This window comes from Saprospiraceae bacterium (assembly GCA_016716185.1).
Lineage (GTDB): Bacteria > Bacteroidota > Bacteroidia > Chitinophagales > Saprospiraceae > Vicinibacter.
In genome coordinates this window covers 741,828-767,492 of the sequence record JADJWV010000002.1, presented here as the reverse complement: position 1 = coordinate 767,492, position 25,665 = coordinate 741,828, and the positions used below count along the sequence as shown (strand labels likewise).

Sequence of the window (25,665 nt, the reverse complement as noted above, 5' to 3'; positions counted from 1 at the left end):
TGATATGTAAAGTTGTACTTATATGCGTTCAATCACACAGGCATATCCCTGACCTACTCCTATACACATGGTCACCAAGGCATATTTTTTTTGTTGAATCTGCAATTCAAGTGCAGCTGACAACAGCAATCGTGCACCACTCATACCTAATGGATGCCCCAATGCGATAGCACCACCATTGGGATTAATCCTCGGATCTTCGGCATCTATATTCCATTCGCGAAGGCATGACAATACCTGAGCAGCAAAGGCTTCGTTCAGTTCAATGATATCCATTTGTTCGATGTTCAGCCCGGCTCTCGACAATGCAATTTTTGATGCAGGCACGGGTCCAATACCCATGTACCTGGGCTCAACCCCCGCAACGCCTGAAGAAATAATTCTGGCCAGCGGCTTGAATTTATTTTTCAGAACCGCGGCTTCAGAAGCAAGCAACAATGCTGCAGCGCCATCATTCAATCCCGAAGCATTTCCTGCAGTAACCGTACCCCCCTCTTCTATAGATTTAAATGCCGGCTTGAGTGATGCAAGTCCTTCTATGTTGGTATCGGGTTTTGGAAATTCATCCTGATTAAAGATTTCTATCGGGCCCTTTTTTGCCTGAATTTCAACCGGAATAATTTCGCGGGCAAAACGTCCCGATTGAATTGCCTTGCCGGCTTTCATCTGGCTTTGTAACGCAAACTGATCTTGCGCTTCACGGGTAATTTTATAAAGGGATGCCAGATTCTCTGCAGTTTGTCCCATACTGTCCACCCCAAAAATTTTTTTCATTTTAGGATTGATAAATCTCCAACCAAAACTGCTGTCGTGCATTTCTGCATCGCGTCCAAAGGGTGATGAGACCTTCGAGATCACCCAGGGCCCACGGGTCATATGTTCAATTCCACCAGCAATAATGAGATCAGCTTCCCGGCTTCGGATTGCATGGAATCCATTGATACTTGCCGCAAGCCCGGAGGCACAAAGCCTGTTTACAGTTTCCCCGGGTACTGACCATGGCAATCCGGATAAAAGTCCGGCCATTCGGGCAATATTCCGATTGTCTTCTCCCGCCTGATTGGCGCAACCAAGAATCAGATCGTCAACCTCCGCCGGATTCAAATTCGGGTTTCGTCTGATTAACTCTGAAACCGGGATGGCAGCAAGATCATCTGATCGGATGCCAGATAGTTTCCCGGCAAATTTCCCGATGGGTGTGCGAACTCCATCTACGATGTAACAATTTTCCATGGAATGTAAACAGTATTTATCCCCTTTCGGTTGAATTCGCAAAGCTACCATATTCATGAATGGGATGTGCAAGGGTCAGCACTTTTTGTTGCGACTTACCCGGGAATTCTTTCGGTGGTTTAGAGGAATGGGAAAATACGGTCTTTAATTGGAATGAATGAGCCAAAAGATGTTCTCAATCCGCAGTTCCCAGTCCCGACATCCTGGGGATAATAGAATTACCAAAATAATCATCGGGAGCAGTCATCTTTTTACAGTAAATATCAGCGATGATTGAAGATGTACATCTTTCTTTATACAAAAATAACGATCGTTAGTTTGGATCTTTCGATTATTCTCCATTAACTATACTCTATAATCTATACTCTATACCGTGGCTCCTCCGCAGCTGCTCCCCGATCCTGCAGTGCAACCAAAACAATGCTGCCCGATTACAATATTTCTGTGGATCAATGCTTCTTTATTAAAATTGCGGATGTGCACAACCGGACTTTCGACTTTTAGATCCAACATCTGGTTGAAGTCGCAGTCGTAGATGAAACCATCCCAGCCAATACTCAGTGTATTTCGACACATTACATTTTTAGCAGCAGCAGGATTAAATGCCGAAATCAATTTTTGCATGTAATGCTCGTAATTCCCACTTACGAGGAGAAATTCCAGGTACCTGCTTATCGGCATATTTGTAATCGTAAACAAATGATTGAACATTACGCCAAAATCTTTGAACAATGCAGATTTGAAATCTTGTTCCAATTGACTTTGGTCTGCAGGTAAAAATGCACCAGACGGGTTGTAAACCAGATTGAGTAGTAACCCTGAATTTTCTGTCCCATATCCTACCGCATTAAGCATTTGCAAAGCTTGAATGGAATCTTCAAAAACTCCATCGCCTCTTTGTCTATCAGTGCGGCTTTTGGAGTAAAAAGGCAATGAAGAAACGACTTCAACTTGATTGGATTTAAAGAAATCCGGCAAGTCGTGATATTTTTTATTGGCAACAATAATCGTGAGATTGCAACGCACGATAATTTTTCGATCCAGTTTTTTAATCTCTTCTACAAACCAGCGGAAGTTAGGATTCATCTCAGGAGCGCCACCGGTAAGGTCCACAGTTTCAAATTCAGGATGATCGCGCAGGATTCCCAGACATTCAGACATCGTATCACGCGACATGATTTCTTTGCGATCAGGTCCTGCATCTACATGACAATGTTTACAGGTTTGATTACACATTTTACCAACATTGACCTGAAATATTTCAAACGCAGCAGGCTGCAATGGATAAAGACCGATCTCCTTTAATGCATCAAAAAAGGCTTTTTGGCCTTCACTGTGTTCCAATACATCCAACTGATATTGACTATCGGACAAAGCATGCTGCAATGCCTTAAGACTTTTCATCGTATTTACTTTGCTGATACAGACTTAGAAATAAAACTACATGCTGATTTCATTCACCTTGTTCATCATTTGAACACCATGAACTAGTGAAGCTCCACCCCGGATCGCCGCAGCTACATGCACGGCTTCCATCATCTGCGCTTCATCAAAACCTTTTTCAAAAGCATCTGCACTGTAGGCATCTATACAATAAGGGCATTGCACCGCATGTGCTACCGCAAGAGCAATTAAAGACTTTTCTTTAGCTGAAAGTGCACCATCTTTAAATACTTCTCCATACCAGCTAAAAAATTTATCTGCCAAAGGTTTTTGGAAATCGCCGATATTTCCAAACTTAGCCAGATCTTCATTAAAATAATAATGTTGACTCATTGTGAAAATAATTACAAGGCCAAATATAAGTCCGATTGATAATAGTTCGGGATTTTAGAGTCGTATACATAAATATCAAAAAAACGATTCTGAAGGCGTAAGGCTGAAGGCGTAAGGCGTAAGGCGTAAGGTTGAAGGCGTAAGGCTGAAGGCGTAAGGCTTAAGGTTGAAGGCGTAAGGCGTAATCATTATGAATTAACCATTATGCACTATCCCTATTCATACCATGGAATCCAGTTTCTTAGTTCAAAGACGCAATAAGCAATAAGCTTTGTTCATTGTTTTTGTAAATCACCTTTCTATTGCCATGCATTGGAAATTATACATTGGTAATCAACTATTTATAATATATTTTGATACTAATGCAGGGATTGGTATCATGTATTAAGGATGAAAAAGTTGCTTTATTGATCTCCGATCAAAAGGGTCGTGCTGCTCAAATGAATTATCCTGGAAATCTTGCCAAATCACCCATTTTTTATTTTCTGCATGCCGATGCAATTCAGCCCAACGATCTGATCCAAATAATTATTGACAAATGCCAATCCCACTGTAAAATCTATTGTTTCCGATGCCGGTTTCAATCGAATTAGACTTTATTGAAGGCCGAATCTTAGTTTACAAAATTCAAGGGCATCATAACCGGGAAGGAGACCAATCGCTGATCATTGCAAAAGAAATATTCAATAAAATGGGTGGAATCGTACGGTCCAACTCCTTTATGAAAGATATTGACCCGGTTATTAGATCAAGTAAATTGGGAATTCCAATGCATGTATTGGATGGAGTGATGTAGGCTTGCGCCCGAAAACACGAACACGACTGCTGGTTAAAAGTGCAAATAATAAATCTGTTTACACTTGTTGTTTAGTGATGTGGCTGTTCCCAAATCCGGTTAACTACATTTTATCATCGGGGATCAGAGGCAAATGAGCTATAACTTTTATAAAAAAGTTAAATCCGCGTTAAAGCCACGGATTTTGAGATTCTAAAAAAAACAATCCTTTTGTTTAAGCATTTATAAGGTTCACTTAAACAAAAAAAACAATGAAGATTAAATTCTTTTCAACTTTAATGCTCTCTGCGGTTGCTTTAGGATTAACGGCAAATAATCCTCAAAATTTCAATGGCAAAGTCAATCTGGGAGAATCAACTATTGCCTGGACAGGCTATAAAGTTACCGGCAAGCACAACGGTTTGGTCAACCTGAAATCTGCAAGTTTAAATTTCGAAGGAAACATGCTTAAGGGTGGATCCTTTGAAATAGACATGAATACCATCAGTTGTCTTGACATGACCGGAGAATATGCTACCAAACTGGTCAATCACCTGAAATCAGATGATTTTTTTGGCGTGGCCGCACATCCAACCGTAAAGTTTGTTACCACCAAAGTAATCCATCAGGGACAGGATTTGTATAAAATTGAAGGAAACCTGACCATCAAAGGGGTAACTAAACCCATTCGATTTAATTCCAAAGTAAAAGATATGGACGGGATCAAACAGCTATCGGCACAAATCAAATTAGACCGTGCCGACTTTAATGTAAAATATGGATCCGGTTCATTCTTTGACAATCTGGGAGATAAAACAATTTACGACGAATTTGACATAAACGTGACCCTTGTCACGGCCAAGTAGGAATACATTCATGAGATTATTGGGGCCCGGAACGGTTGTTCCGGGCTTTTTTTTTGAAAAAAATTAACAATTGCCTGCCATTTTCACTATATTTGGTAGTTCAAACGTATTTTCAAACAAACAAAACCATTATTTATGAACACAAAAACGTTAATTGCCGGCCTTTTTGGTGGGGTCGTTTATTTCTTTTTGGGCTGGTTGCTCTACGGAATGTTGCTGGCCTCCACTTTTGAAGGCATGGCTGGTTCTGCCCAGGGCGTCAGCAGGGGTGATGACATCGTATTATGGGCTCTTGCAGTCGGGAATCTGGCGATGGGAGTAGGAATGGCATACATTCTCAACAATTGGGCTCAGATCCGCACTGTACAATCAGGAGCGGTTACTGCCGCATTAGTTGGTTTTATGCTCAGTTTAGGAATGGATCTGATTTGGTATAGTACCAGCAATCTCTCGACATTAGGTGGAGTATTCCTTGATGTGGTGGTTTATACAGCCATGAGTGCGGTTGCGGGAGCTGTCATTGGATGGTGGCTTGGACGGTCTTCTCAGGCCTGATTTGATTATAACATTTTACTAATCATTTAAATTTAAATACGATGAATTCAAAAATTATCATAGCAGGCATTTTAGGTGGAATTTGTTCTTTCGTAGTTTCAGGTTTACTTTATGGAAACCTGCTTAAAGAAACTTTTGCCACATTATGTGGCCCGGCAACGGGTGCTATTCGTGCGGATGAGGATATTATATGGTGGGGACTGATCCTTGGAAATTTAATTATCGGATATATGGTTGCATACATTTTCGGAACCTGGGCAGGGATCTCAACTTTTATGGGAGGATTAATCGGAGGGATCACCATTGGCCTTCTGTTTACCATGGGCTATGATTTCATTTTTTATGGAACTACTCATGTAATGTCTTTGAATGGAGTATTTCTGGACCTCGTTGTGAATATTTTAATTTGGGGAATTTCTTCAGGAGTAGTTGGTTGGTGGCTAGGACGATCTAAATAAACCTTACCTATATTTATCTATAAACCGCTGGAAAAATCCAGCGGTTTATTTGTTTAAGGTCTTAACTAACACTTGTTCACCTATTTCCATAAACTATCCTTTATATAGACCATTCCTCTGAATAATGCAACCAATTCATTCTTCTGATTCTTCACCTCAATCAGATAGACACCATGGGTTCTTTTACGCGATGTTTCGCTGGCTTCTGCAATCAGTATATCGTTTTCCTTCACAGGCAACAGATGATTGATGCTGCATTCTATGGAAACAGCATGGTGCCCGTGACTGTTGGATGCAAATGCGAGCGCACTGTCGGCCAATGAAAATGTAATTCCGCCGTGTGCAATATGAAATCCGTTTAACATCTCCTTTCGGACCGTCATTTTTAATTTTGAATAACCCGGTTTTTCATCGATTCGTTCAATTCCCAGCCACAGACTGAATGGATCGTTACAATACATTTTGTCGACGATTTCCTGAGCCGAAAGTTTTGCCTCCATGATATTTTTTGTTATTTTAAACTAACAGTATTCTTATTCATGAACATCGCTGATCAATTTGAGAAATCCGGGACTTGGACGATACCGATCTTCTTTGTAAGAATTATGCAGAGTCTCCATCCCTGAAAGACAATGTTGTATGCCAAGCTCTTTGGCCCAATGCAATAATCCCATGGGATAATTAACGCCTTTTGTCATCGCCAATTCAATATCTTCATAACTGGCAAGTCCGAAATACCAGGCATCTACGGCTTCATTGATCAGCATGTATAAAATTCTGTTGGCAATACCCGATAACAATAATTTATTCTGTGTATCAGGCAACGGCAACTCCAATTCGTAATTGTAAAATCCTTTACCGGTTTTTTTGCCTAACCAATTGGCAGAAACAAGATTTCTCTGGGTGATCGATGGTCTGTATCTCGGCTCAAAGTAACAAGCTTCCCATACACTTTGTGTTACCGCATAATTCACATCGTTGCCAATAAAGTCCATAAGAGCAAAGGGTCCCATTTTAAACCCATGAATACTGGTCATGGCATAATCAATGGTTGCAAAATCTGCAATGCCTTCTTCGTAAATCCGCAGAGCTTCTGAATAGTATGGCCTTGCAATTCTGTTTACAATAAAGCCGGGAGTATCTTTGGCAATCACGCTGATCTTTCCCCATTGTTGCATGCATTCGAGAACTGTATCCATTGCATATCGATCCGAACTCAAACCTGGAATCAGTTCCACCAATGGCATCACAGGCACCGGATTAAAGAAATGCAATCCCAAAAACCGGGAAGGAATCTTTAATGCTGAAGCCAACGCATTGATCGATAAAGAAGAAGTATTACTGGCTAATATACAAGATGGATTGACTATGTTTTCGAGTTGCACAAAGAGCTCCTTTTTTATTTTCAGGTTTTCTACAATGGCTTCGATGACAAACTGTGAATCTTTGAGGATATTCAATTCGTTATGAAAATGAATTCTGCCATAAATTGAAATGGCTTCCTGGTTGGTCATTTTAGATTTTTCAACTAACCTGTTGAGTGATTTCTGAATGCCTGCACCTGCATTCCGGACCACTGCATCATTGACATCCACCAGGATCACATCGTGACCGGCACCGGCAGCCAGTTGTGCAATTCCGGAACCCATAGTTCCTGCGCCGATAATTCCTATATGCATCTTACTCATGTATTCTGTAGTTAATGTCCCTTGAAATCTGGTTTTCTTTTTTCAATAAAAGCGCTGACTCCTTCCTGATAATCATAACTTCCACCACACAAGATTTGCAACTCCAACTCCTGTTCCAATTGCTGGTCGAGGTTGTTGCTGAAACTGAAATTTAAAAGCCTTCTGGTTTGGTACAAGGCTGTTGTGGGCATTTGACAAAGTTTTTCAGCCAAAGAAACCGCTTCTTCCAAAAAATTTTCATCAGGAAACACTTTATAAATCATACCCATTTGCTGGGCTTCCTGAGCCATAATTCGATCTCCCGTCAACATCAAAGCAGATGCGCGTTGCCAACCGACCAGGCGCGGCAGAAAAAAAGTTCCACCACTATCCGGAATCAATCCGATTTTGGAAAAGGCCTGAATAAATCCTGCATTTTCACTGGCAACGACAACATCACATGCCAGAGCAATATTTGCTCCTGCACCGGCTGCCACGCCATTTACAGCGGCAACGACCGGTTTTGACACGGTGCGCAATTTTTTAATGATTGGGTTGTAATGTTCGTTGAGAATTTTTTCAAGTCCCGGACCTTCCGGATCCATTACCTCCTGAAGATCCTGGCCAGCGCAAAATGCTTTTCCCGATCCGGTCAATAAAATGCAACGCACAGAATTATCCAGATCCAGTTTATCCAAAACATCAAGCAATGCCAATGCCATTTCCCGGTTGAACGAATTAAATACTTCAGGCCTGGTTAATGTGACTATTGCCAGTCCAGCCTTAATTTTCAATTCAATACTGCTCATGTTGTACTAATGACATTTAAAGTAATCGAATGGTTCTTTACAATCCAAACACCTGTATAGTGCTTTGCATGCGGTCGAACCAAATTCGCTGATGCGTTCTGTATTTTGTGATGAACATCTGGGGCATAAAACATGGGCCTTTTCTCCAAATGCTTCCGGATTTAAACCGGCTTTTCCAACCGGAGGGGCAATACCATATTCTTTGAGTTTCATTTTGCCCGATTCACTCATCCAGTCTGTAGTCCACGGCGGAGTCAAAATGGTTTGGATCTCGACTTGGTATCCAAGATTTTCAATGGCCGCTCTGATATTCATTTCTATCCATTGCATTGCAGGACATCCCGTATAAGTTGGTGTAATGAGGACTCGGACAACTCCATTTTCAATGGCAACGTTTCGGATAATGCCCAGATCCATGACCGTTAAAACGGGCACTTCAGGATCGAGAACAGTTTCGAGTTCTGCAGTGATCTTTTTTATATCGATATCAGTAGTCAGAAGTTTAGAATTTGACGATTCAATTGAAATCAAGAATATCCCCGGTATAAACCGGTGATATAAAAATTACCACTCCATGCCGGGATAAGCCCTTTGCATATATTGCATTTCAGATAAAATATAACCCAATTTCTCGCTGTGTTTGCCTTGTTTGCCTCCGGATTGCATCCAAGATGACCCGGGTATTTTTAATGTAGCTTTTCCAAGTGTGGCATTCACTTTTTCAAACCATAAATCACGAACTGATTTCAGATCGGGACTCACTCCTTCCAGCTGCATTTCTTTTTCAAATTCACTTTCCAAAAACAATTCTCCGGTATAACTCCAGAGTTCTTCAATGGCTGCCTGAATTTTCTGATGAGAAAGTTCAGTACCATCACCTAAGCGCAAAATCCATTCACTGCTCCATTTTAAATGATAAGCAGTTTCTTTCACTGTTTTTTGTGCAATCGCAGCCAAGCCAGTATCCTTACTGTTGGCGAGTGCTGTAAAATATGGATAATGGAAAGCTTCCAGGTAAAATTGTCTGGCTATGGTATGGGCGAAATCACCGTTGGGCTGTTCGACAAGTAAAATATTTCTGTATTCCCATTCATTTCTTGTAAATGCGATCTGGTCTTCATTTTGTTTGTTGGCTCCTATTTCAGAAGCATATTGGTAAAGCAGCCTTGCTCTTCCAATATAATCCAAAGCGATGTTGGTCATAGCCATATCCTGTTCGAGCACCGGTCCGTGTCCGCACCATTCTCCTAATCGCTGACCCAAGATCAAAGCATTGTCGGCAAGATGCAGGATGTATAAATATTTAGCTTCCTTTCGATCCATGATTACATGTATTTTACTTCATCAGGCAAATCATAAAAAGTGGGATGCCTGTATATTTTATCCATCGCCGGTTCAAAAAATGGGTCGCTGTCTGCGGGATCTGAGGCCACTATGTTTTTAGATTCTACGACCCAGATGCTTATACCCTCTTGTCTTCTTGTATATACATCCCTGGCATTTTCAATGGCCATTTGGGCGTCCGCTGCATGCAAGCTGCCAACGTGTTTGTGATTTAAACCGGATTTGGATCTTATAAAAATTTCATATAATGGCCAATCTTTCATAGTTGATAGATGTTAGTTATTAGTTGTTTATTTGTTACTATTCAAAAAGTCAAAAGGTCAAAAAGTCAAAAGGTCAAAAAGTCAAAAGGTCAAAAAGTCAAAAGGTCAAAAAGTCAAAAAGTCAAAAGGTCAAAAAGTCAAAAGGTCAAAAAGTCAAAAGGTCAAAAAGTCAAAAAGTCAAAAGGTCAAAAAGTCAAAAGGTCAAAAAGTCAAAAAGTCAAAAGGTCAAAAGGTCAAAAAGTCAAAAGGTCAAAAAGTCAAAAAGTCAAAAAGTCAAAAGGTCAAAAAGTCAAAAGGTCAAAAGGCCAAAAAGTCAAAAGGTCAAATGTCTCTTCTCTTCTCTGCATAAGCCATTGCCGCATCTCTTACCCAGCTTCCTTCCTCATATGCCATAACCCGTGCGCTAAGTCTTTCCTTATTACACGGACCGTTTCCTTTGACTACATTCCAAAATTCTTCCCAGTTGATTTTGCCAAAATCGTAAGAATTTCTTTCTTCATTCCATTTTAAATCGGGATCCGGTATGGTCAATCCAATCAATTCAGCCTGTGGAACCGTCATATCGATAAACCGCTGTCTGAGTTCGTCATTACTAAACCTTTTGATTTTCCACTTCAGACTTTGAGCGGAATGTGTGGATTCAGAATCATTCGGTCCAAACATCATCAGACTTGGCCACCACCAGCGGTTTAAAGCATCCTGAGCCATTTGCTTTTGTACATCGGTGCCTCTGGCCAGGGTTACCATGATTTCGTAACCTTGCCTTTGATGAAAACTTTCTTCTTTACAAATTCTGATCATGGCTCTCGAATACGGACCGTAGCTGGTCCTGCACAAAGGGATCTGATTCATAATGGCAGCACCGTCGACCAACCATCCTATCGCCCCCATATCTGCCCAGCTGATTGCAGGATAATTGAAAATACTCGAATATTTGGCTTTTCCCGTATGAAGTTCGTGCAATAATTCTTCGCGGTCCACCCCGAGAGTCTCACATGCAGAATACAAATAAAGCCCATGTCCCGCCTCGTCCTGAATTTTAGCCAGCAAAATTGCTTTCCTCTTTAAGGATGGGGCCCGGGTGATCCAGTTTCCTTCCGGCAACATGCCCACAATTTCAGAATGAGCATGCTGACTGATCTGGCGGATCAAGGTTTTCCTGTATTCTTCGGGCATCCAGTCTTTGGCTTCGATTTTATCTTCCCGGTCGATTTTCTGCTGGAATACAGATTCGAGATCTTCTCTGAACATGTTTTTTAAAATTTAATAAAATGCAGTATTAGTTATAAACAGAACAAATCAATTATTGATCAAAACTCAACTCAACTTTAGGCGTTTTGGGATAGGATTGACAGGTTAATATATATGAATTCTTTACTTCTTCGGGCTCGAGTCCATAATTCGTCACCATCTCAACTTCGCCTTTTAAAAGCTTTGCCTTACAGGTACAACAGACCCCACCCTTGCAGGCAAATGGAAGCTTTGCTCCCTGTTGTAAAGCAGAATCGAGAATACTTTCTGTATTGAATGGCAAGCTGTATTCAAAAGTACGGCCATCCAGCGTGACGCGAACCAGACTTGACGAATCCCCATCTACAACCACTTTGGGAGCAGGCTTTGGAATTTGAACACCAAACAACTCCAAATGTATTTTAGAACCGGGAACACCCAGATTTAAAAGTTTCTCCCGCAATTCCAACAACATGGATTCAGGGCCGCACATGAAAAATGCATCCACTTCTTCCGGATTGAAAAACTGCTTCACAAAACGATCCAGTTTTTCGGCACTGATCCTTCCGTGAAACAATTCCTCTTCCAATTCCTCTCTGCTCAATAAGAAATGCAGACTCAGCCTTTCCGGATAGATATTTTTTAAAGCCATCAATTCTTCCAGAAACATGATGCTGTCTGTGTGTCTGTTTCCATAAAAAAGCTGGATACGGCTTTTGGTCTCCGTGTGTAGAATTTCTTTGATGTGGGAAAGAATTGGCGTAATACCCGAACCCGAAGCAAAAAAAACAAACATGTTTTCATGAGATGGATCGAGTGGTATAAAGAATCTTCCATCGGGCACTTCAACCTGGATTTCATCTCCCACTTTAAGCTCATCATTTAAAAAATTGCTGAAAAGTCCATGAGTAACTCTTCTGGAGGCAATTTGCAATTTATTTTCATAGGGAGCTGAACACATCGAATACGATCTTTTGACCGATTCACCCAAGGTGGGATGAATCAATGTAATGTGCTGGCCTGAATGATATTTAAATTCGTTTTTCAGCTGATCGGGAACCTCAAAGTCGATGGTTACGGCATCTGTCGTTTCAGGTTTTACTGAAGAAACACGCAAAGAAAATATTTTATGCTGCATGGGCTGCAAAAATAAGGATTTGAACATGGTTTACATTAAAAAACAAGCTATTGAGCTTCATAGAGTAAGAATTTTTCAATGGGAACTCGTTATTTTCAATTTTACAGGATTGATTTATAAGATGAATTTACTTAGAACCCGGTTTGATAATCCCGATTAAATTGAATAAGGGATTCATTAAAACTAAATATTGCGTTTATCATATTAAATTTTTATATAATATGAAAGGTCCGATTTGTATTTTTACCCTAATTTCCAATTCATGTTAAGATATACCGTTCTGTTCCTGTTTATTCTTCTGACAAAACCCAATGCCCAAAATTCATATTTTCAGCAAGAACTGAAATACAAAATTGTCACTGAGCTCGATGACAATAATCATACCCTTCAAAGCTTTATTGAAATTAAGTATAAAAACAACAGTCCCCATATCCTCGACAAAATAGCTATTCACCTGTGGCCCAATGCCTACAAACACCGCCAAACCGCTTTTGCCAAACAAAAGCTGCGCATGGGTGATTTGAGATTTCACGAGGCCTCAGCGGATCAATTGGGCTCCATTGAAGAACTGGATTTTAAAGTAAACGGCGAGCATGTGCGCATCCAATATTCCGATAATGCGGGCGATTATTGCTGGCTGCTTCTCAATCAGGCTCTTGAACCTCATAAGGAAATTACCATAACTACGCCCTTCATACTCCAAATCCCTGAAAATTTCAGCAGACTTGGACGCGGTCATGAGAGTTACCAGATCACGCAATGGTATCCAAAACCGGCAGTTTATGACCACAAAGGCTGGCACCTGATGCCCTATCTTGATTATGGCGAATTCTATAGTGAATTCGGTTCTTTCGAAGTGGAAATTACATTGCCGGAAGATTACGTAGTTGCAGCCACAGGAACTCTGTTGACTCCCGAAGAAATTTCTTTTTTAAACGAAAGAATCAACATAAGCAATCAAGTTCTCGAATCCAAAATGGATTTACCTCAAATCCATCATACCTCAAGTTTGAGAAAAAAGACGCTGCATTACCGGGGCGACAGCATTCACGATTTTGCATGGTTTGCAGATAAAGGGTTTTTGGTACAAAAGTCAGGCATCGAACTACAAAATGGAAAGAAAGTTGACACCTGGGTATTTTTTAAAAATAAAGAACTATGGAAGGATGCGATTCAGTTCGTGGACAGAAGCCTTGGATTCTTTTCAAACCTGATCGGAGAATATCCCTGGCCTCAGGCCACTGCTGTGGAAAGTGAACTCAATGCCGGTGGTGGAATGGAGTACCCCATGATAACCGTCCTGGGTACGATGTATAACAGTGCCCAACTGGACGAAGTAATTGCACACGAAATTGCACACAATTGGTTTTATGGGGTTCTGGGATTTAACGAACGCGACCATCCTTTTCTCGATGAGGGCATCACCAGCTATTTTGAGCAACGATACATGGAACAATTTTATAAAGAAAATGAATGGACACCCGGAGATGGATGGATCGAAAAGCTGTTTAAAAATGTTTCTGCCGAAAAATTTCAATACTTGCTTTTTGCCCGGCCTTACCGGGACCAAAATCCTAACCAAAACGCCAACAATTTTTCTGCAATCAATTACGGTTTGGATGTCTATGATAAATCGTCCAAACTTTTCAGGTATGCCGAATCCTGGCTTGGCAAAACTCAACTTGACAAACTGTTCAGTTCATTTTATCAGCAGTGGAAGTTTAAACACCCATACCCGGAAGATCTTGAAAATCACTTTCGTGAAAACAGTTCCAAAGATTTTAGCTGGTTGTTCAAGGGTTTTTTCTCTTCTCATAGAAAAATGGATTACAGCATGGGCTCGATCCGTAAAAGTAAAGATGAAATCCGCATAGAAATTAAAAACAGTGGTCAGATTCCTGCTCCATTTACGCTGTCGGGTATCAGAAATGGTGAATTGGCGGAACGCCAATGGATCGATGGCTTTTCCGGTAGCCGTACTTTTGAGTCTTCGTGTATAGACTGTGATTTTTTTTCTATAGATATCGATCAGGAATCCTTTGATCTGTACGAAAACAACAACCAGATCCGAACAAGAGGTCTTTTTAAAAAAATCGAAAAAGTTAAACTGCGATTACTTCCAATCCTTGACCATCCCAGAATTACTGATATTGGCATAACACCTGTGATCAATTACAATGAATTCAATGGAATATCCCCGGGTCTTTTTATTTCAGGACCCTTTTTGCCATTTCGGAAATTCAAATTGCAGCTCATGCCCTTATATAGTATCCGGACAAAAGACCTGACAGGAACTGCCGGACTAAGCTATTATCTTTTTTTTCCAGACAAAAAAGTGCACCATTTAAAATTAGAACTTGATTTTAAAAAATATGCTTACGCTAAATTCTCAGATGGCCCCTTTTTGAATTATTCTCAATGGAAACCAAGCATTTCTTTCGTATTCAATCATATTCCTCCGGACCACAAAAAATCGGAAATAAAGTATAGCCTTTTTGCAGACAGAAATGATTATCAGGATTATTCGGATACGACTCAACAGGGATTCCAAAAGAAGAAAATTCACACCATTACCCATGTTCTTGATTACAAATTGGAAAAACCATCCATCTTAGGAGATCTGTCACTCGACTTCCGGATGATTTATTTCAATCAAAAAATTATTTCTCCTTTGAGACAAGAATTTTTAAGAACGGATTTGGTTTTGAATAAATCCTTCCGGATTTCTGATAAACGTTATGTAAAATTTCGAACCTACTTTTCCTTCTTTCCGATAAACTCTGAAAGAAATTCATCCACCATCAGTTCGAGAACATCGCCGTATTATTTTCGTGGATCCACGGGCCTGAGTCTGCAAAATTACCAGGATGAATTGAATGAGTATTATTTTATTGGACGTACTGAATCATCGGGTATTGCTTCACAACAGATTTCCCTGCATCAAGGCGGATTTAAAATTCCCCTTGGTTCAGCGTACAGGGAGACCATAGGCAACAGCAATACTTTTGTGGGTTCACTCAATATTTCAAGCGATTTGCCCGTGTCGGGAATTGGAAAATTTATTAAACCTTATCTCGATATCGGGTATTATCATTCTGAGCCCGCATCCACACAAGGAAACTGGCTGTGGAGTGCAGGTTTGCAAATCCAGGTGATCGCTGATGTTTTCAGTATTTATTTTCCTGTAACCCATTCCGGCAACCTGAAAGATTTGCTGCAAGACAGATCCGGAAAAAATTATCTCAAACAAATTAGTTTCTCGCTGAACTTCCAACTTACGGAAGAAGGACTCATGAATAAACTATTTAGTTATCAGTAACCCCATTGAAAACGAAATCGCAATCTTTAGATTCTCATCAGACCGACCCACAGCTATACTCTTACTTCGCTTCCGGCTAATCCATTTCTCCAGGAAACTTTTTAAAACCTCTCAGACGAGACGTGTGAATTTTTATACCCTGGTATTCACTGCTGTATCCCGCGCAGCGGGAGAGGAGTTTAAAAAATTTGCACAACGAATTATCAGGGATATTCAGAAGTACCCGCTATTTATTGACAATGATATTATGACTGGCTTTGGGATTTTGACCCACCAGTCCGGTCATCAGTATCGAATACTTTTTTCCCGGCAATAAACTGAAGTTGCTGATGGTCGAAACAACGGTCGATCCGGCAACTATTGTAAAATCTGTTTTTCCCGGAGCAACAGGGCTGAATGCCGATATGGTTTTAAATGCGATTCCGCTGGCGAGGGTTGCACCGGAAGTTACATTCAGACTCATGTTGTTGCCATTGGGCACGAGGTTGATGAGCCTCAAATAACTTTGCGTTGAATCTGCAACGGTCAAATCGTCATTTACCAGCAACAATTCAGAACCGGCATCTTTGTTTGCATAAATAAGCGAATAATTTGCGTTTTTTTTCAGGTTAAACGAACCGGAAGCAAGGATGGAATCGAGCGTATTATCCTTGACTTTTATTGTTGAGTTTCCAGAATTCAGGGTTTCATAAAGCGTAAAATTTCCAAATCCTGCTGTTAATGCTGCAATTGCCGAATCGGAAACGAGAACTGTTGAATTTTTTCCTGCCGTATAACCGTGGATGAACATGAGTTTAGCAATTCCACCAGAATCATCTTCATCTTTAGAACAGGCAAAAAATCCGCTTAAGCTCAGAACAAATAAAAGGAGTACTGAAAAAGAAATTACTTTTTTCATAACAATAATTTTAGAGTGAAAAATAGAATAACTGAAAAGGGTGTAAAGAGGAACTCGAAAGATACAAAGTAAATCCGGTACATTAAAGAACCGGAAATAAAAATTTAACGCTATTTTGGTAACAAAATTGTTTGCCTCTAAATCTTAGAATATGAATAAAAGGAACGGTGCAACATTAATCCTGGCCCTGGTGCTTGCAGGATTCTCTTATTTTAAATATTGCAGTACAAAAACCTTTAATGAATACACCCAACAATACCAGCATGTAGGGATCAGTGCCGACCAGGAAATCGCCCTGGGACTTAATTCTGCCCCATCGATGATCCAACAATACGGAGGACTTCATCCCGATCAAAGGGCACAGGATCTTGTAAAAGCTGTAGGCAACAGGCTGGTTCAAAATACCATTGCAGCAAAAACACCTTATCAATACAATTTTCACCTGTTGGCGGACGGAGAAACGATAAATGCATTTGCTCTTCCCGGTGGACAGGTTTTCATAACCACGGCATTATTCACAAAGCTGGAGAACGAAGACCAACTGGCTGGAGTATTGGGGCATGAGATCGGACATGTGATTGCCAGACATGGAGGGGAGCGCATCACCCAAAACGAATTGTTTCAAGGTTTGTCGGGCGCTACTACGATTGCCACCGGAGACCACCAGGCAGGACAAAGTATGGCCGCGGTCCTGAATCAATTTTTTGCCATGCCCTATGGAAGAGAACAGGAGCTCCAATCCGACGATATTGGGGTCCACCTCATGCTGCAGGCCGGATACAACCCGGAAGCGCTCATTGGAGTCATGGAAATCTTAAAAGCCAGCGCAGGACCTGACCGGATTCCGGAGCGTATGAGTACCCATCCGGACCCGGAAAACCGGATGGCAAAGATCCGCGAAGCCATTGAAAAGTACCGGAGCCAGACTCAATAAATTATTTTTATTTAATATGCATAAAATATTAATTATCACATATATACACAGAATATTAAAATTTAGAACTTCTTTCCATTTTAAATTGGAATGTTTTTATCTTTGCAGCCTTGAATTTCCAAAAGTTGGAAAATTGGATCGGTAGTTCAGTTGGTTAGAATACGTGCCTGTCACGCACGGGGTCGCGGGTTCGAGTCCCGTCCGATCCGCTCATTATCTTTTGTCGCGGGTTCCCCCATCAATTCTGATGGGGCGTCCAATCCGCTTAGTTTTTCTTTGTTGCGGATTCCTTAAACTTTTTTAATAAAGAGTTTCATTCACCTCATTTAATGTCGCGGGTTCCCCCTTCAATTCTGATGGGGCGTCCGATCCGCTTAGTGTTTTATTTTTTACGGTGATTTTTCCTTTGAAATGGAGTTTCTTTTGTTGTTCCTTGCCATTCCACAAAATTTCTAAATACAATTTTAAAATAAATAGACTTCCTTTGAGATGCTTATTATTTTTATAAAATGAACCACTATGTTTATGTCATTCAAAGTTTAATTGACAATTCTTTTTATAAAGGTTATACTACTGATCCTTCCGCCAGATTAATCTTTCATAACTCCGATTTAAATCCTAAGAGGTATAGCTTTTACAAACGTCCCTGGAGACTGGTTTATGTGGAACCTTGTCCAGATTACAAATCAGCAATTAGACGTGAAATAAGTTTAAAACGTTTTACCAGGGAGCGCACTCTAGCATTGCTTGACCATCCAAAAAACATTGTTCATCTTTTTTAAAGGATCGTGTAGATTTTATTTAATATTCAATTTTATTTCACTTTTATCTTAATACCTGCTGATAAATCACCCTTTTGTAGCGGGTTCCCCCATCAATTCTGATGGGGCGTCCGATCCGCTCAATATCTTTTGTCGCGGGTTCCCCCTTCAATTCTGATGGGGCGTCCGATCCGCTCAATATCTTTTGTCGCGGGTTCCCCCTTCAATTCTGATGGGGCGTCCGATCCGCTCAATATCTTTTGTCGCGGGTTCCCCCATCAATTCTGATGGGGTGTCCGATCCGCTCAATATCTTTTGTCGCGGGTTTCCCCTTCAATTCTGATGGGGCGTCCAATCCGCTTAGTGTTTCTTCCTTGCGGATTCCTTAAACTTTTTTAATAAAGAGTTTCATTCACCTCATTTAATGATGTTTGTAATTTAAAGTATCAATATTTTTCAATACTCGGAGCAAGAGATATTTCAAATGGCAGTTGAAAAAGTCATGCTCAAAAAATATTATTTTTAAAAGGACCTCTATCTAAAGAGATTAATGATCAAATAATTCCTGCAAAACATGATCCAAAGTTTTGTAAAAAGCAAATTTATTGTCCTCAAAACTTAAATGCAGTTCAAGTGTAAGTACGTGCAATTCACCAGGATTAATGAGGGGTTGCCTGTTTTGATTTTTCGTTGCGCTTCAATGACCAATATCTTGAGCCGTGATAAATCAGATTTATCTTATCAGAATTCATTTGGTAATAGCCGTACAGGTAATTGATTATTGAATTTTCAGTAGTATCCAGTCTGCATCTCATCACATAATTTGCAATTTCTGAAACATGCTTAGGTTCATTGAATTTAGATAAATATTCTTCGACGTATTTGTAAATTGGCAACTTGGGCATTTGCAACTTGGTATATTCCTTACTTTTTAAGCCAATTTTTTTGTCATTATTGAACCAGGAAAATAAAATTTTATTGTGAAATAAATATTTTTCAACACTTGCTTTTCGGATTTCGTACTCTGGATACAATTTTTTTAACTGTTTGAAAATTTCAAAAATTGTCAAGGGCCTGGCTTCTAACATGAGTATACTATTGATCCAGGAAAGTTCCAATCCCCAACTATTCTTTTTAAACTGAATTATACCCTATGAACTCATCGCTATTCGATTGGAATACAACCGGACAATTAAAATTCGACATGATTTTAAAACTCTTGATTTGAAAAATTTCTGTTTATCCACAAAAAAAGGGAGAATAAGCTCATTCAAATTTAATTTTTCGGTTTGTGTAGTTAATCCATTTATAAATTGTTCAAATCCTGAAATAAAACCCAGGTAATCGAATCCCTTAACCAATTCTTTTCTGATTATAAAAGCTACATTTCCATTTCCGGAAAACCAGATGGTACGGTGAGTTTCTAAGGTTAACAATTTTACTATTTTGACCATAAATTCCGGCTGGAAACGCACCCTTTCTTTCACGTTTATTTCTTCTACTTCTTTGATCACCACTGGAATAATATCAGCCTGATAATTCCAAAGATAATCGGTTTTGGTACATATGTATTGTGTAAACTTTGAAAATTCATACAATATTCCATCCATTTTATCATCTGTTTCGATGATCAATTGTCTGACTCTTTCCCCCGATAACCCAAGTGAATCTCCCAAATTTTCAATCGGAACCGGATGAGAATGCTTTAAATACTTAGATCGGGCTACAAAAATTTTACTTCTGCGTATTGGAATTAATTTCCCTTTTGCCAATAATTTATAAAGCAACCTGAAAAATAATAAAAACCCTGATTCACTTTGAACTTTATAACTTCGCAAATCGGAGGCACTCACCCTGAAATGACAATCCAACCAGGTTCCAAACTCATTAAAACTGGCTTCGTTGGCATTCATTTCAATGGCATCTTCATAAATTTTATTTATTTTTCCAATAAATGCCTTCAATTCTTTATTGGTTTTGACTCCTGACCCATGAAGATTGATCTCAACTTGTATTTTATCTTTTAGAAAATTGTCATAAAATTTAATAAATTTAATATCGCTATTAAAATATGCTTTTAAGCAATTTTGCGCCCGGACAGATAATTTTGAAAAGTACTTTTGTAATTGTAAATCTAAATAAGCGATTTGGTATTCTGATAATTGATGTCGGCGTGGATATCGGGAAATAATTTTCTTGTCCTGATTTTCTGATTGCTTCTGGTTTTGAAAATAACGCATTACCAATGCTGTGAGTTCCTGGTCTGTCTTCCTTCCTGCTTTTGAAAGTTTTTGAAAATTTTTATACTTTAAATAATATCCTGCTATGCCTTTCAGAGTTAACATACCGTTATTTTCGCAAACATGGTACGCTCTGACGGTCAAAAGTCCGGCATTCAATAACTCTTTAATTTTCAACTTTCCGTTTGCTACCAAGTTCTTATCCATATTCCGATAACAAGTTTTAAAAAAGAATTTGATCCGTTAATAAACAGAACTACCAAGCTCATCAGTTCATTACAAATTTATTCAAAGGATAACAGATCCATTTGGTAAAATGATACTTTTTTTAAAATTCCAAAACGAGAACCCATTACTGAATTGTATTTCAAAACTTCTATCCCAATAAAGTCGTGTTTATTTTAAGGTCGTCAAAAAAGTTTTTTATTATTACACATATTATTTTATATAATGTTTAATTTATTATATATTAATTATATATACATTATTTTTTGTTGCATGTATGAAATTTAATTAAAATAACCTGCTTTCCATTAAATTGCCCCCGGATTCATTTGTTTTGATTTATCCTACCACTTAAATTCGGGCTATGATCTTCATGGATTTTGAAAAACCGCTGGAAAACCTATACGATCAGCTTTCCAAATTGCAGAAAATTGCTGAAGACAGCAAGATCGACATGTCGGAAAAAATAGCGGAACTCGAAGAAAAAATAAAAGAAACCAGAAAACAGATATACAGCAATCTGACAGGATGGCAAAAGGTATCTTTATCAAGGCATCCCAATCGGCCTTATACGCTGGATTACATAAAACTTATTACAAAAAAATTCATCGAATTGCATGGCGACCGATGCGTCAAAGATGATAAAGCCATTGTAGGTGGCTTGGCAAAAATTGATCAGACCGAAGTCGTGATCATCGGACACCAGAAAGGAAATACAACCAAACTCAGACAATACCGCAATTTTGGTATGGCAAATCCGGAAGGTTACCGAAAAGCTTTACGCCTGATGAAGCTTGCTGAAAAATTCAATCTGCCTGTAATCGCATTCATCGATACTCCGGGTGCTTATCCGGGAATTGAAGCGGAAGAAAGAGGACAGGCCGAAGCCATTGCACGCAATTTATTTGAAATGGCAAAGCTTGAAGTCCCTATACTTTGCTATATTATTGGAGAAGGGGCTTCCGGTGGCGCACTGGGGATCGGTGTTGGCGATCGGGTTTTCATGCTTGAAAATACCTGGTATTCTGTCATTTCACCTGAGTCCTGTTCTTCTATTTTATGGCGCAGCTGGAATTTTAAAGAACAGGCTGCTGAAGCATTAAAACTCACTGCCGATCATATGGAGTCATTTGGATTGATCGATGGCATTGTCAAAGAGCCTCTTGGTGGCGCACATTCCGACCATGAAGCCATGGCAAAAAACCTCAAAAAACATATCAAATCACAACTTACTGAATTAAACGAAATTCCTAAAGAAGAGCTCATTCAAATGCGCATTGAAAAATACAGCAAGATGGGACGCTTTGTGGAAGTTCCCGTTAGCCAATAAATTACGACTCATGAATCATTTTAATTTTCTGCGAGGCACAGGAGTTGCACTCATTACCCCTTTCCTTCCCACAGGCCAAATTGATTACGATTCATTATCCAGAATTATCCACCATTGTATATCGGGGGGTGTGGAATACTTAGTTTCCATGGGAACGACAGGTGAAGCTGTAACCCTGAGTCAGGTAGAACGTTATGCTGTCATGGCCTTCACGGCGAAGCAGGCTGAAGGAAAAGTTCCAGTAGTTGCGGGAATTGGAGGTAATAACACTGCAGAAGTTTGTAGAGAACTTGAAAATCTCGATACTTCTGGAATAGTTGCAATCCTGTCAAGCAGCCCTGCCTACAACAAACCATCGCAGGAAGGCATATTTCAACATTACATGAAATTGAGCGGGGTGTCTCCATTGCCCATCATCATTTATAACGTACCTGGAAGGACAGCTTCCAATATCCTACCGGAAACTTGTTTGAGGCTCGCTCATGCATCTGATAAATTTATCGCAGTCAAAGAAGCATCCGGAGATCTGACACAGGCCACAAAAATTCTTAAAGACCGGCCACAAAATTTTATGGTTCTTTCCGGTGACGATCCGCTTGCCCTTGCATTAATTGGCATCGGAGGAGACGGTGTCATCTCTGTTATTGCAAATGCGTATCCAAAGCAATTTTCAGAATTGATCCGTTCAGCACTGCAAAATAATTTTCAGCTTGCTGCTAAAATTAATAACAATCTGTTCGATCTTCATAAATGGTTGTATGTAGAAGGAAATCCGGTAGGCATTAAAGCGGCAGCTTCCGCACTTGGTCTTTGCCAAAATATTTTCCGATTGCCACTCGTACCCATGTCGCTTCCGAATTTCGAAAAGTTGAAGGCAGAAATGGCAACGATCCAATCCTTCTCATAAAAATGCCGCCTCCATCAAAAAGGCAAGATTATCAATCCCTGTTCAAATGCCAGTTTTCATGATGGTTTCAAGACTATTATGAATCGAATTAAATAAACGAACTCTAGTTTATCCTCGCTCGTTCCATAATAAACCATATAGATCCCAGACAAATCCTGAACAAATCCTGTTGTCAGGAGGCGGACACACCTAATAGAAAACTTAAGATTACTTCCAAAATCGTTTGGAGCGAATTTGTACAAATGATATCTATACTCCAGTGATGTTAATATTCAGACTTATCATGAATGAACATAGCTTTTACATGCAGCAATAAGAAGTAAGCTTACTTTTTGAAAACTACTGATCTGAATACTGATAAATGACTGGCCTGTTTGGATTGGCACAAGGTAATCTGTAACTACCCCGGTCATCTTGAACTACAATGTTCCGAAAAACTTCTGAATATACAAAAAATGGGAGCAAAGATCTTCAAAAAATCAGGGTTTACCCTGAGAAAACGACTGGATTCATCCATATTTCCTGGCTAATTATTTAATAATTCCATAACCTGTATCTTACAAATTGCTGTAGATGTTCTGATAAATTTGTCCGGGATTATACCAGGAAGACACTCATATTTCATCTTTTATGAAATTAATCGTAGACAGCAGCAGACATCTTGTCGTGAAAGATGAATTTAAAATTAAAGATCTTACACGAAGAGAATTCCAGATCCTTTGGCAAATGTGTCTCGAACCCGGCAGGGTTTTTACCAGAGAACAGTTGTTTCGTAAAATCTGGGGAGAAGAACCCAAACTTATGGACAGGACGGTGGATGTTCATATTGTCCAACTTAGAAAAAAAATTGATAAGACTGTTATAAAGTCAATAAAAGGGGTAGGTTACAAAGTCAATTTAGATAAAGAACAGGTTGAACTTATCGAAAACAATTGATAAAACCCGGAAAATCTAATTTATAGATTACTTAACTTTCATATACCAAAATCGGGCATCGGGCTTTTCATTATTTCGCTGTAAACTTCCGAAAGTGCTTCCTTTTTTACTTTTTGAACTTTATTACTATGGAATTCCATCTCGTCATATCGAACGATCGACCATTTTGAATTGCAATATTCCAATACCGTGAGATTTTCAATCCAATCTCCTGAATTCATATATGTTATGGTCGCCTGCTCAGAAACGATTTCTCGGATACATGGAATATGTATATGTCCGCAAACGACGAAATCAACTTTCCTTTGCCTTGCAAACTGGATTGCTTCTTCTTCAAAAGATTGGATATACCTGATGGCTTTTTTCAATTTATACTTAACCAGGTGTGCGAATGATATTCTTTGAAATCCAAACCGGCTTCGTATTTTATTAATATAAGTATTCAATCTGATTAAATGGTCATATCCAATCCCACCAAGTTTGGCTATAAATGGAGACAATTGAATAGAAAAATCAAAAACATCACCATGAAAAAATAAATAGCGGTTGCCATTGAATTCTAATTCCAATTGATCCCTGAAATAAATATTACCTGAAAAAAATGGAACAAATTTCCGTATAAATTCATCGTGATTTCCTGCCAAATAATATACCCGCGTTCCATCCATAGCTTTACGCATTATTTCATAAATAACCTGAATATGCTCAGTTGGAAAATAACTTCTGCGAAACTGCCAACCATCAATAAAGTCACCATTCAGAATCAAAATTTCAGGTTTTATAGATTTAAGATAAATTAGTAATTCTTTGGCATGGCATCCAAACGTACCAAGATGAACATCTGAAATTATTGCCAACTTTAATGCTCGCTCCATAATATTCCTGCCAATCTAAAATGAGTAATTAAAAGCATTCTTCCAAATGGTCACAATGATATGCAAATTCAATAGGCCGTTGCCTGTCATTACACATGCCCATTTGATCCAACCAGGAAACGCCATCCAGACTCCAGCAATTTAATTCGTCTGTCCGACAAATGGTGTTATATAGCAGATGGTGCAATGCCGTTACTGCTATGTCAGGCTGAACCGGCACATGATGTTTAAGTGACTTGTTCATTGGATTCGCCCAATCATTTTTATTTCCACAATCGATACCACACAACGATTGCTTTTGAATTCGGTCTGAATAAGCCAACCAAAATACTTGTCTTTCAGCTGCGCTTAAGCCACCGTGAGTCAACAATGTCCCCCCATGATCAGTAGTAAGCAGGATAAGCCAATCTTCTTCATGGTAATTTGGCCTATGTGCCAGACTTTTGATAAGCTCGTTAACTCCATCGTCTATGGATTCAAGTGTCCATCTGTAAAAAGGGTTATGTCTTGTAAATCCGGAAATGTGTCCCACATAATCAGCTGCACCAAAATAAACAAAATAAAAATCGAGATCACTGTTCTTTAACCATTCCGCTGAACGAGAAGCTGTCTCGCTGGTACCGGCAATAGAACCCTTGATTACCTGATCCCATTTCTGGCAAGTGGAATGTTTGATTAATTTATTCCATTCCATATACATACCAAATTTTAGTTCCGGCATGTAGGACTTTGCAATTATTGGAAGCATGGGAAATCTGTGATATTGTTTATTTTCAAATTTATTATCCTTCACTCCATGTTTGTCGTGATAAACTCCACAAAGTATACTACTCCATGAAGGGCCGGATATGGTTATGTCCTGGTGCCATGAATCCATGGTCCCGAAACCATTCCTATAGATCCAATCGATAGTTGGTGTTTTTGCTCTTTCCAAAGCATCTGCACGCACTCCATCAATACCAATTAATAAAACTTTCCTATGGCCCGCAGATAATGATATTGCAACTACCAGAATGATTGATGCAATCATAATTTTTCTAAAAATCATGGAATTCAGTTTAAATGGATTAATGATTAAAAGATTTAAGCATTCTTATACTATGGATAAATCCTAATAAGAACAAGT

The 25,665-nt window shown here is 39.4% G+C and carries 27 protein-coding genes and 1 tRNA gene; 12 read left to right on the top strand and 16 right to left on the bottom strand.

Going from position 1 to position 25,665, the window contains the following annotated elements; translation table 11 throughout:
• Positions 1–18: 18 nt before the first annotated feature.
• The 3 genes from IPM34_04900 to IPM34_04890 form a co-directional block, all read right to left on the bottom strand.
• Entirely contained in the window at positions 19–1,233 is a 1,215-nt protein-coding gene (locus IPM34_04900; GenBank protein ID MBK8954881.1) for an acetyl-CoA C-acyltransferase, read from the bottom strand.
• A 366-nt stretch (positions 1,234–1,599) separates the two neighbouring features.
• The gene (gene arsS, locus IPM34_04895) at positions 1,600–2,637 is read right to left on the bottom strand and encodes an arsenosugar biosynthesis radical SAM protein ArsS (GenBank protein ID MBK8954880.1); all 1,038 of its coding nucleotides are present in this window, start codon (positions 2,635–2,637) and stop codon (positions 1,600–1,602) included.
• A gap of 36 nt (positions 2,638–2,673) precedes the next feature.
• Positions 2,674–3,009 carry a carboxymuconolactone decarboxylase family protein gene (locus IPM34_04890; GenBank protein MBK8954879.1) on the bottom strand — a complete coding sequence of 112 codons (336 nt, stop codon included), beginning with the start codon at positions 3,007–3,009 and terminating at the stop codon, positions 2,674–2,676.
• Between the two features lie 571 nt (positions 3,010–3,580).
• On the opposite strand from IPM34_04890, the gene IPM34_04885 reads away from it, so the two are divergent.
• From IPM34_04885 to IPM34_04870, 4 genes are all read left to right on the top strand, one after another.
• Entirely contained in the window at positions 3,581–3,805 is a 225-nt protein-coding gene (locus IPM34_04885; GenBank protein MBK8954878.1) for a hypothetical protein, read from the top strand.
• A gap of 251 nt (positions 3,806–4,056) precedes the next feature.
• The gene (locus tag IPM34_04880) at positions 4,057–4,650 is read left to right on the top strand and encodes a YceI family protein (GenBank protein ID MBK8954877.1); all 594 of its coding nucleotides are present in this window, start codon (positions 4,057–4,059) and stop codon (positions 4,648–4,650) included.
• A gap of 135 nt (positions 4,651–4,785) precedes the next feature.
• Positions 4,786–5,205 (top strand): hypothetical protein, encoded by a 420-nt coding sequence (locus tag IPM34_04875; protein MBK8954876.1) that lies wholly within the window; start codon positions 4,786–4,788, stop codon positions 5,203–5,205.
• Between the two features lie 41 nt (positions 5,206–5,246).
• Entirely contained in the window at positions 5,247–5,663 is a 417-nt protein-coding gene (locus IPM34_04870) for a hypothetical protein (protein ID MBK8954875.1), read from the top strand.
• Positions 5,664–5,743: 80 nt separating this feature from the next.
• Here the strand turns inward: IPM34_04870 and paaI are convergent, their stop codons facing one another.
• From paaI to paaB, 6 genes are all read right to left on the bottom strand, one after another.
• On the bottom strand, positions 5,744–6,163 hold the full coding sequence (paaI, locus tag IPM34_04865) for a hydroxyphenylacetyl-CoA thioesterase PaaI (protein ID MBK8954874.1): 420 nt from the start codon (positions 6,161–6,163) through the stop codon (positions 5,744–5,746).
• 33 nt (positions 6,164–6,196) lie between these two features.
• Positions 6,197–7,342 carry a 3-hydroxybutyryl-CoA dehydrogenase gene (locus IPM34_04860; protein ID MBK8954873.1) on the bottom strand — a complete coding sequence of 382 codons (1,146 nt, stop codon included), beginning with the start codon at positions 7,340–7,342 and terminating at the stop codon, positions 6,197–6,199.
• A 20-nt stretch (positions 7,343–7,362) separates the two neighbouring features.
• A complete protein-coding gene (locus IPM34_04855) occupies positions 7,363–8,139 on the bottom strand; it encodes an enoyl-CoA hydratase/isomerase family protein (protein MBK8954872.1) in 777 nt (258 codons plus the stop codon).
• A gap of 6 nt (positions 8,140–8,145) precedes the next feature.
• On the bottom strand, positions 8,146–8,637 hold the full coding sequence (gene paaJ / locus IPM34_04850; protein ID MBK8954871.1) for a phenylacetate-CoA oxygenase subunit PaaJ: 492 nt from the start codon (positions 8,635–8,637) through the stop codon (positions 8,146–8,148).
• 66 nt (positions 8,638–8,703) lie between these two features.
• On the bottom strand, positions 8,704–9,462 hold the full coding sequence (gene paaC, locus IPM34_04845) for a phenylacetate-CoA oxygenase subunit PaaC (protein ID MBK8954870.1): 759 nt from the start codon (positions 9,460–9,462) through the stop codon (positions 8,704–8,706).
• A 2-nt stretch (positions 9,463–9,464) separates the two neighbouring features.
• Complete coding sequence (gene paaB / locus IPM34_04840; protein MBK8954869.1) at positions 9,465–9,746, bottom strand: 1,2-phenylacetyl-CoA epoxidase subunit B; 282 nt, start codon at positions 9,744–9,746, stop codon at positions 9,465–9,467.
• 31 nt (positions 9,747–9,777) lie between these two features.
• On the opposite strand from paaB, the gene IPM34_04835 reads away from it, so the two are divergent.
• A complete protein-coding gene (locus tag IPM34_04835; protein MBK8954868.1) occupies positions 9,778–10,095 on the top strand; it encodes a hypothetical protein in 318 nt (105 codons plus the stop codon).
• On the opposite strand, the gene paaA is transcribed toward IPM34_04835, so the two are convergent.
• A complete protein-coding gene (gene paaA, locus IPM34_04830) occupies positions 10,068–10,997 on the bottom strand; it encodes a 1,2-phenylacetyl-CoA epoxidase subunit A (protein MBK8954867.1) in 930 nt (309 codons plus the stop codon). The two genes, IPM34_04835 and paaA, sit on opposite strands and share 28 nt — an antisense overlap.
• Before the next feature lie 52 nt (positions 10,998–11,049).
• Positions 11,050–12,141, bottom strand: coding sequence for a 2Fe-2S iron-sulfur cluster binding domain-containing protein (locus IPM34_04825; protein MBK8954866.1), 1,092 nt, complete (start codon positions 12,139–12,141; stop codon positions 11,050–11,052).
• A gap of 235 nt (positions 12,142–12,376) precedes the next feature.
• On the opposite strand from IPM34_04825, the gene IPM34_04820 reads away from it, so the two are divergent.
• Positions 12,377–15,433: a M1 family metallopeptidase gene (locus tag IPM34_04820; GenBank protein ID MBK8954865.1), complete on the top strand. Its 3,057-nt coding sequence runs from the start codon at positions 12,377–12,379 to the stop codon at positions 15,431–15,433.
• 226 nt (positions 15,434–15,659) lie between these two features.
• On the opposite strand, the gene IPM34_04815 is transcribed toward IPM34_04820, so the two are convergent.
• Positions 15,660–16,331: a DUF4397 domain-containing protein gene (locus IPM34_04815; protein ID MBK8954864.1), complete on the bottom strand. Its 672-nt coding sequence runs from the start codon at positions 16,329–16,331 to the stop codon at positions 15,660–15,662.
• Between the two features lie 151 nt (positions 16,332–16,482).
• Here IPM34_04815 and IPM34_04810 point away from each other — a divergent pair, with 151 nt between their 5' ends.
• The 3 genes from IPM34_04810 (at position 16,483) to IPM34_04800 (ending at position 18,047) form a co-directional block, all read left to right on the top strand.
• Positions 16,483–17,265 (top strand): M48 family metallopeptidase, encoded by a 783-nt coding sequence (locus IPM34_04810; protein ID MBK8954863.1) that lies wholly within the window; start codon positions 16,483–16,485, stop codon positions 17,263–17,265.
• Between the two features lie 135 nt (positions 17,266–17,400).
• Positions 17,401–17,474 (top strand) — tRNA-Asp (locus IPM34_04805).
• A gap of 300 nt (positions 17,475–17,774) precedes the next feature.
• The gene (locus tag IPM34_04800) at positions 17,775–18,047 is read left to right on the top strand and encodes a GIY-YIG nuclease family protein (GenBank protein ID MBK8954862.1); all 273 of its coding nucleotides are present in this window, start codon (positions 17,775–17,777) and stop codon (positions 18,045–18,047) included.
• Between the two features lie 638 nt (positions 18,048–18,685).
• Here the strand turns inward: IPM34_04800 and IPM34_04795 are convergent.
• Positions 18,686–19,114, bottom strand: a complete 429-nt coding sequence (locus tag IPM34_04795) for a hypothetical protein (protein MBK8954861.1) — start codon at positions 19,112–19,114, stop codon at positions 18,686–18,688.
• 63 nt (positions 19,115–19,177) lie between these two features.
• Complete coding sequence (locus tag IPM34_04790; protein ID MBK8954860.1) at positions 19,178–20,473, bottom strand: hypothetical protein; 1,296 nt, start codon at positions 20,471–20,473, stop codon at positions 19,178–19,180.
• A 382-nt stretch (positions 20,474–20,855) separates the two neighbouring features.
• Between IPM34_04790 and IPM34_04785 the strand changes: the two genes are divergently transcribed.
• The 3 genes from IPM34_04785 (at position 20,856) to IPM34_04775 (ending at position 23,664) form a co-directional block, all read left to right on the top strand.
• The gene (locus IPM34_04785) at positions 20,856–21,821 is read left to right on the top strand and encodes an acetyl-CoA carboxylase carboxyltransferase subunit alpha (protein ID MBK8954859.1); all 966 of its coding nucleotides are present in this window, start codon (positions 20,856–20,858) and stop codon (positions 21,819–21,821) included.
• A gap of 10 nt (positions 21,822–21,831) precedes the next feature.
• Positions 21,832–22,728: a 4-hydroxy-tetrahydrodipicolinate synthase gene (locus IPM34_04780; GenBank protein ID MBK8954858.1), complete on the top strand. Its 897-nt coding sequence runs from the start codon at positions 21,832–21,834 to the stop codon at positions 22,726–22,728.
• A 630-nt stretch (positions 22,729–23,358) separates the two neighbouring features.
• On the top strand, positions 23,359–23,664 hold the full coding sequence (locus IPM34_04775; protein MBK8954857.1) for a winged helix-turn-helix transcriptional regulator: 306 nt from the start codon (positions 23,359–23,361) through the stop codon (positions 23,662–23,664).
• A gap of 38 nt (positions 23,665–23,702) precedes the next feature.
• Here the strand turns inward: IPM34_04775 and IPM34_04770 are convergent, their stop codons facing one another.
• The gene (locus tag IPM34_04770) at positions 23,703–24,539 is read right to left on the bottom strand and encodes a UDP-2,3-diacylglucosamine diphosphatase (GenBank protein ID MBK8954856.1); all 837 of its coding nucleotides are present in this window, start codon (positions 24,537–24,539) and stop codon (positions 23,703–23,705) included.
• 28 nt (positions 24,540–24,567) lie between these two features.
• Positions 24,568–25,569, bottom strand: a complete 1,002-nt coding sequence (locus IPM34_04765; GenBank protein ID MBK8954855.1) for an alkaline phosphatase family protein — start codon at positions 25,567–25,569, stop codon at positions 24,568–24,570.
• Positions 25,570–25,665 lie beyond the last annotated feature (96 nt).

What these genes read in the sequence shown, in the direction of transcription:
- IPM34_04900 (MBK8954881.1), bottom strand. Translation starts at nt 1,233, where the DNA reads ATGGAAAATTGTTACATCGTAGATGGAGTTCGCACACCCATCGGGAAA.
- arsS (MBK8954880.1), bottom strand. Translation starts at nt 2,637, where the DNA reads ATGAAAAGTCTTAAGGCATTGCAGCATGCTTTGTCCGATAGTCAATAT.
- IPM34_04890 (MBK8954879.1), bottom strand. Translation starts at nt 3,009, where the DNA reads ATGAGTCAACATTATTATTTTAATGAAGATCTGGCTAAGTTTGGAAAT.
- IPM34_04885 (MBK8954878.1), top strand. Translation starts at nt 3,581, where the DNA reads ATGCCGGTTTCAATCGAATTAGACTTTATTGAAGGCCGAATCTTAGTT.
- IPM34_04880 (MBK8954877.1), top strand. Translation starts at nt 4,057, where the DNA reads ATGAAGATTAAATTCTTTTCAACTTTAATGCTCTCTGCGGTTGCTTTA.
- IPM34_04875 (MBK8954876.1), top strand. Translation starts at nt 4,786, where the DNA reads ATGAACACAAAAACGTTAATTGCCGGCCTTTTTGGTGGGGTCGTTTAT.
- IPM34_04870 (MBK8954875.1), top strand. Translation starts at nt 5,247, where the DNA reads ATGAATTCAAAAATTATCATAGCAGGCATTTTAGGTGGAATTTGTTCT.
- paaI (MBK8954874.1), bottom strand. Translation starts at nt 6,163, where the DNA reads ATGGAGGCAAAACTTTCGGCTCAGGAAATCGTCGACAAAATGTATTGT.
- IPM34_04860 (MBK8954873.1), bottom strand. Translation starts at nt 7,342, where the DNA reads ATGCATATAGGAATTATCGGCGCAGGAACTATGGGTTCCGGAATTGCA.
- IPM34_04855 (MBK8954872.1), bottom strand. Translation starts at nt 8,139, where the DNA reads ATGAGCAGTATTGAATTGAAAATTAAGGCTGGACTGGCAATAGTCACA.
- paaC (MBK8954870.1), bottom strand. Translation starts at nt 9,462, where the DNA reads ATGGATCGAAAGGAAGCTAAATATTTATACATCCTGCATCTTGCCGAC.
- paaB (MBK8954869.1), bottom strand. Translation starts at nt 9,746, where the DNA reads ATGAAAGATTGGCCATTATATGAAATTTTTATAAGATCCAAATCCGGT.
- paaA (MBK8954867.1), bottom strand. Translation starts at nt 10,997, where the DNA reads ATGTTCAGAGAAGATCTCGAATCTGTATTCCAGCAGAAAATCGACCGG.
- IPM34_04825 (MBK8954866.1), bottom strand. Translation starts at nt 12,141, where the DNA reads ATGTTCAAATCCTTATTTTTGCAGCCCATGCAGCATAAAATATTTTCT.
- IPM34_04820 (MBK8954865.1), top strand. Translation starts at nt 12,377, where the DNA reads ATGTTAAGATATACCGTTCTGTTCCTGTTTATTCTTCTGACAAAACCC.
- IPM34_04815 (MBK8954864.1), bottom strand. Translation starts at nt 16,331, where the DNA reads ATGAAAAAAGTAATTTCTTTTTCAGTACTCCTTTTATTTGTTCTGAGC.
- IPM34_04810 (MBK8954863.1), top strand. Translation starts at nt 16,483, where the DNA reads ATGAATAAAAGGAACGGTGCAACATTAATCCTGGCCCTGGTGCTTGCA.
- IPM34_04800 (MBK8954862.1), top strand. Translation starts at nt 17,775, where the DNA reads ATGAACCACTATGTTTATGTCATTCAAAGTTTAATTGACAATTCTTTT.
- IPM34_04795 (MBK8954861.1), bottom strand. Translation starts at nt 19,114, where the DNA reads ATGTTAGAAGCCAGGCCCTTGACAATTTTTGAAATTTTCAAACAGTTA.
- IPM34_04790 (MBK8954860.1), bottom strand. Translation starts at nt 20,473, where the DNA reads ATGGATAAGAACTTGGTAGCAAACGGAAAGTTGAAAATTAAAGAGTTA.
- IPM34_04785 (MBK8954859.1), top strand. Translation starts at nt 20,856, where the DNA reads ATGATCTTCATGGATTTTGAAAAACCGCTGGAAAACCTATACGATCAG.
- IPM34_04780 (MBK8954858.1), top strand. Translation starts at nt 21,832, where the DNA reads ATGAATCATTTTAATTTTCTGCGAGGCACAGGAGTTGCACTCATTACC.
- IPM34_04775 (MBK8954857.1), top strand. Translation starts at nt 23,359, where the DNA reads ATGAAATTAATCGTAGACAGCAGCAGACATCTTGTCGTGAAAGATGAA.
- IPM34_04770 (MBK8954856.1), bottom strand. Translation starts at nt 24,539, where the DNA reads ATGGAGCGAGCATTAAAGTTGGCAATAATTTCAGATGTTCATCTTGGT.
- IPM34_04765 (MBK8954855.1), bottom strand. Translation starts at nt 25,569, where the DNA reads ATGATTGCATCAATCATTCTGGTAGTTGCAATATCATTATCTGCGGGC.